Source organism: Saccharomonospora halophila 8 (assembly GCF_000383775.1).
Lineage (GTDB): Bacteria > Actinomycetota > Actinomycetes > Mycobacteriales > Pseudonocardiaceae > Saccharomonospora > Saccharomonospora halophila.
This window is the reverse complement of the sequence record NZ_KB912559.1, coordinates 10,093-14,789: the sequence shown is the minus strand read 5'-3', so window position 1 is coordinate 14,789 and position 4,697 is coordinate 10,093. Positions and strand designations below refer to the sequence as shown.

Genomic DNA, 4,697 nt, shown 5'->3' with positions numbered 1-4,697 from the left:
CGGCCGCGACCGTGGCCCACGCCCCGATCCGCACCGGCGCCACGCACACGGCCCGCGCCCCGACCGACGCGCCCTCGGCGATCGTCACCCCGACCGCGTCCCAGTCGGAGGCGCTCTTCAGGCTGCCGTCCGGGTTCACCGCGCGGGGGTAGGTGTCGTTGGTCAGCACCACCGCCGGACCGAGGAACACCCCGGCGGCCAGGTCGGCGGGTTCGTACACCAGCGCGTGGTTTTGGATCTTGCAGTTGTCCCCCATGCGTACCCCGGTGCCGACGTAGGCGCCCCGGCCGACGATGCAGTTCTCACCGAGCCGGGCGTCCTCCCGCACCTGCGCCAGGTGCCACACCTTGCTGCCCGCACCGAGTGTCGCCGTGCCGGCCACATCGGCACCGTCCGCCACGAACACCATGCCGTTCCACCTCTCCGTCCGGCCCCGTCCACCGGACGCGTGCTCCCGAGGTGCCCGTGAAGGGCACCTTCCCTGCGTACAGCGCGGCGAGGGGCACATTCGCTGCGTCACACGCAGGGAAAGTGCCCCTCACGCCACACCCTCACGCCTTGCCGATCACCCGGTAGGTCACGCCCGGCCACCGGTCCGGGGACGAGACGCGGCGGCCGTCGACGAACGTGGCCACGCCGGGCAGGTCGTCCGGGCCGAGCTCGGCGTACTCCGGGTGGTCGGCCTGGACCACGGCGGCGTCCACCTTCTCCCCGAGGTGGTACGGCTCGAACCCGAGGTCGCGCAGCTCGTCGTCGGTGTAGAGCGGGTCGTGCACCAGCGGCGTCGCACCCCGCTCGCGCAGCGCGGTGACCGCGCCGAACACCCCGGAGAACGCCGTCTCCTTCACCCCGCCCCGGTAGGCCGCGCCGAGCACGACGACCCGGGCGCCGGTGAGGTCGCCGTGCGCGCCCTCCAGCAGCCCCATCGTGTAGTCGGGCATCGCCGCGTTCGTCTCCCGGGCCGCGCGCACCACGGTGGCGTCCGGGTCGTTCCACAGGTACAGCCGCGGATACACCGGGATGCAGTGCCCGCCGACGGCGATGCCCGGCTGGTGGATGTGGCTGTAGGGCTGCGAGTTGGACGCCTCGATCACCTGGTAGACGTCGATACCGGCGGTGGTCGCGTACCGGGCGAACTGGTTCGCCAGGCCGATGTTGACGTCCCGGTAGGTGGTCTCGGCGAGCTTCGCGAGCTCGCTCGCCTCCGCCGTGCCGAGGTCCCACACCCCGTTGCCCCGGGCCAGGTCCGGCCGGTCGTCGAAGTCCAGCACCGCCTCGTAGAACTCCACCGCGCGGGCCGCGCCCGCCCCGGACAGGCCCCCGATCAACTTCGGGTACTTGCGCAGGTCCGCGAACACCCGCCCGGTGAGCACCCGTTCCGGGGAGAACACGACGTGGAAGTCGCGCCCCTCGACCAGCCCGGACCCGGACTCCAGCATCGGCTTCCACCGCTGCCGGGTGGTCCCCACCGGCAGGGTGGTCTCGTAGGAGATCAGCGTGTCCGGCGTCAGGTGCCGGGCGAGCTCGGTGGTCGCGGCGTCCATCCAGCCGAAGTCCGGCCGGGCCTCGTCGTCCACGAACAGCGGCACGACCAGCACGACCGCGTCGGCGCCCGGGATCGCGTCCGCGTAGTCGGTGGTGGCCCGCAGGGCGCCCGACGGCACCAGCTCGTCGAGCCGGTCCTGCAGGTGCGCCTCCCCGGGGAACGGCTCGACCGCGTCGTTGACCTGCTTGACCACATGCTCGTTGACGTCCACGCCGACGACCTCGTGGCCCTTCGCCGCGTACTGCACGGCGAGCGGCAGGCCGATCTTTCCCAACGCGATGACAGCGATCTTCACCGGGACCGTCCTGTTCTTCAGGGTGCGGAGAGCGATGGCACGGCAGTTGCCGCCACTGAGCCTAACGTGCAGCGGAGCACCACACGCCGTCACCCGCCCGGCCGTGGGATCAGCCGCTTCCGGTCTCCGTGCGGCCCGGGTGCAGCGTCGGACCACAGTGGCGACGGGGCGGCTCGGTGGAGAGCTCCGGGATGGTGACCTCGGCGTAGGCACGGACCGCATCGAGGCTGTCCGAGTCCGGGACGACGTCCCGCCGGACCCAGTCGGCGTTGGACCGCCCGTCGTCCGGGTCGACATGGACGGGCGTGTAGTCGCGGGCGAGACGGGGGTCGTCCGGGATCCCGGTGCCGGCGCTCCAGGCTCCGTGCGAGTGGAGGAACGTCGGCCGGACCTCGTCGAAGACGTAATCCCGCAGGCCCGCCATGTCCCCGGCACCGTAGAACCCGGCCACCTCGGCGTCGACCAACCCGGCCTGGTCGATCACCTCCAGCCGGGAGGTCAGCAGCGTCGCGCCCACGTCCGGCAGCAACACCGACCCCTCGCGCACGTCGAGCATGTCCGCGTAGACATTGAACATCGCGCCGAACCGGTCGGCGATCCGGCACGTCGCCACCGTCGGCGCGCTCGCGAACTCCCGGCCGCTGTCGACCAACGACAGGCCCGTCGGCACCAGGGTCACGACCAGCGCGGCCGAGACCGCCGCACGGGCCACGATCCGACCGCGGCTGAGCAGCTCCGTCCCGGCGAGCACCCCGACGAGCAGGGCCAACGGCCAGATCGGGGTGGCGAACCGGTACTGCCCCATCCAGTCGGGTTGGAGGACGACGTAGGCGAGCACGGCCAGCGCCGTGGGGACGAGCAGGGTCAGCAGTCCCCGGCGCCACCACACCGGGCGCCCGAGCACGACCCCCGCGACGCCCACCGTGACGAGGACCATCGGGGCACCGACGTAGGCGACGAGTTCCCCGGTCCGCAGAAGGTTGTCGATCCCCGGGAGAGCCTGGTCCTTCGCGACGGCCGTGTTCGGCAGCCAACGCCCGAACGTGGCGTACCGCCACAGGAAGTAGCCCCCGACCGGCACGGCGAACACCGCGGTGGACAACGCGCCGAAGCCGACCGACCGACCGAACGCGCGGGTCCGCGGCAACGCCAGCAACAGCACAAACGGATACGTTCCCGCGTAGATCAGCCCCTCCGGCCTGGTCAGGGCCGCGGCACCGGCGAGCACACCCGCCACCACAGCCACCCGGACGGTCAACAGCCGGTCCCGCAGCACGGCGAGGAACAGCACGACCGCCAGCCACACCACCAGCAGCGCGTACAGCGCGTTCTCCAACCCGGAGAACGACCAGATGACGAACGACGGCACCGCGGCGAGAGCCACCCCGAACACCGCGGTCGGCAGCCACGCGTGCCGCGTCACCGCAGCGAAGACCCGGTACGCCGCGACGAGGATCCCCACGCAGCACAGCAGCGCCACCGCCTTGGGGAAGGCCACGTAATCGGGCACACCCAGGAGGGCGCCCCGGTCGAACAGCCCCACCAGCCGGCCGAGCGCGAGCAGGGCCATCCACGTCGGGTTGGAGAAGCCCTCGACCGGGTCGGCCCCGGCCTGCGCCACCGGACCGAGCCCCTCGCTGACGCTTCGCGCGTAGGCGAACGTGATGGCGGCGTCGTCCACGATCCAGTTCCCGTACCGGGACCCGTGGTAAGCCAGGGCCGACGTCCCGACGAGGACGGCGAACACCGGCGCCGACACCCCCGTCCCACGCCACCTCGGCGGCGTGGGCGTCTCCGGCGCCGCTGGTGGTGCCGGGATGTGCAGGCCTGTCACGGGCGACGTTCCTCCGGGCGGGATGACCGGGACGAAACGGAACACTGACGCCGCTGCGAAGGTCCGGCAACACGGGACGACGGCTTTCACCCGGTTCAGCGGTCACCGGTACCGGGTCGTCCCGGCCGGACCGACCACGGAGTACGATTCCGACGGCCGCCCATCGGCCGACCACGCCGTCCGCGCGCCGACCGCGGACGCGCGTCGCACGAGTCGACGGCGAAAGGAACCGCGTGCGGGCACTCGTCACCGGCGGAGCCGGGTTCATCGGTTCCACCCTGGTCGACCGGCTGCTGGCCGACGGCCACGACGTGCACGTCGCCGACGACCTGCGCCGGGGTCGGCGGGAGAACCTGGCCTCCGCCGCGGCCACCGGACGCCTCACGCTGCACGAGGTGGACATCACCACCCCCGACCTGCGGGACGTCGTCACCGACGCCGCACCCGAAGTGATCTTCCACCTGGCCGCGCAGATCGACGTGCGGGTCAGCGTGACCGACCCGTTGACCGACGCGCACCAGAACGTGCTGGGCACCGTCAACGTCGCCGAGGCCGCGCGGCACGCGGGCGTGCGCAAGATCGTGTTCGCGTCGTCCGGCGGCTCCATCTACGGCTCCCCGGAGGATCTGCCCACCACCGAGCGGGCACCGCTGGACCCGAAGTCCCCCTACGCGGCCAGCAAGATCTCCGGCGAGTACTACCTGGGCACCTACCGCAGGCTGCACGGGGTGGACTGCACGACCCTGGCGATGGCCAACGTCTACGGCCCCCGGCAGGACCCCGGAGGGGAGGCCGGGGTCGTGGCGATCTTCGCGGCGGCGTTGCTGCGCGGCGAGCCGACCACCGTCTTCGGCGACGGCGGCAACACCCGCGACTACGTCTACGTCGCCGACGCGGTGTCCGCGTTCGTCGCCGCCGCGGGTGAGCAGGGCGGGGGCGGCCGGTTCAACATCGGCACCGGGGTCCGGACCTCCGACCGCGAGCTGCACCGGGTCGTCGCCGCGGCCGCGGACGCCGAGGAC

4 protein-coding genes are annotated in these 4,697 nt (G+C 72.5%); 1 reads left to right on the top strand and 3 read right to left on the bottom strand.

Annotated features, from left to right (window positions below; translation table 11 throughout):
• The 3 genes from SACHA_RS22060 to SACHA_RS0113495 form a co-directional block, all read right to left on the bottom strand.
• On the bottom strand, positions 1 to 409 hold a 409-nt coding region (locus tag SACHA_RS22060), incomplete at its 3' end, for an acyltransferase (protein WP_019810639.1).
• Positions 410 to 551: 142 nt separating this feature from the next.
• The gene (locus SACHA_RS0113500) at positions 552 to 1,841 is read right to left on the bottom strand and encodes a nucleotide sugar dehydrogenase (protein ID WP_019810637.1); all 1,290 of its coding nucleotides are present in this window, start codon (positions 1,839 to 1,841) and stop codon (positions 552 to 554) included.
• A 109-nt stretch (positions 1,842 to 1,950) separates the two neighbouring features.
• Positions 1,951 to 3,675 (bottom strand): hypothetical protein, encoded by a 1,725-nt coding sequence (locus SACHA_RS0113495; RefSeq protein WP_028663164.1) that lies wholly within the window; start codon positions 3,673 to 3,675, stop codon positions 1,951 to 1,953.
• Positions 3,676 to 3,908: 233 nt separating this feature from the next.
• Between SACHA_RS0113495 and SACHA_RS0113490 the strand changes: the two genes are divergently transcribed.
• The coding region (locus SACHA_RS0113490; protein WP_019810633.1) for an NAD-dependent epimerase/dehydratase family protein at positions 3,909 to 4,697 on the top strand (789 nt) is incomplete at its 3' end.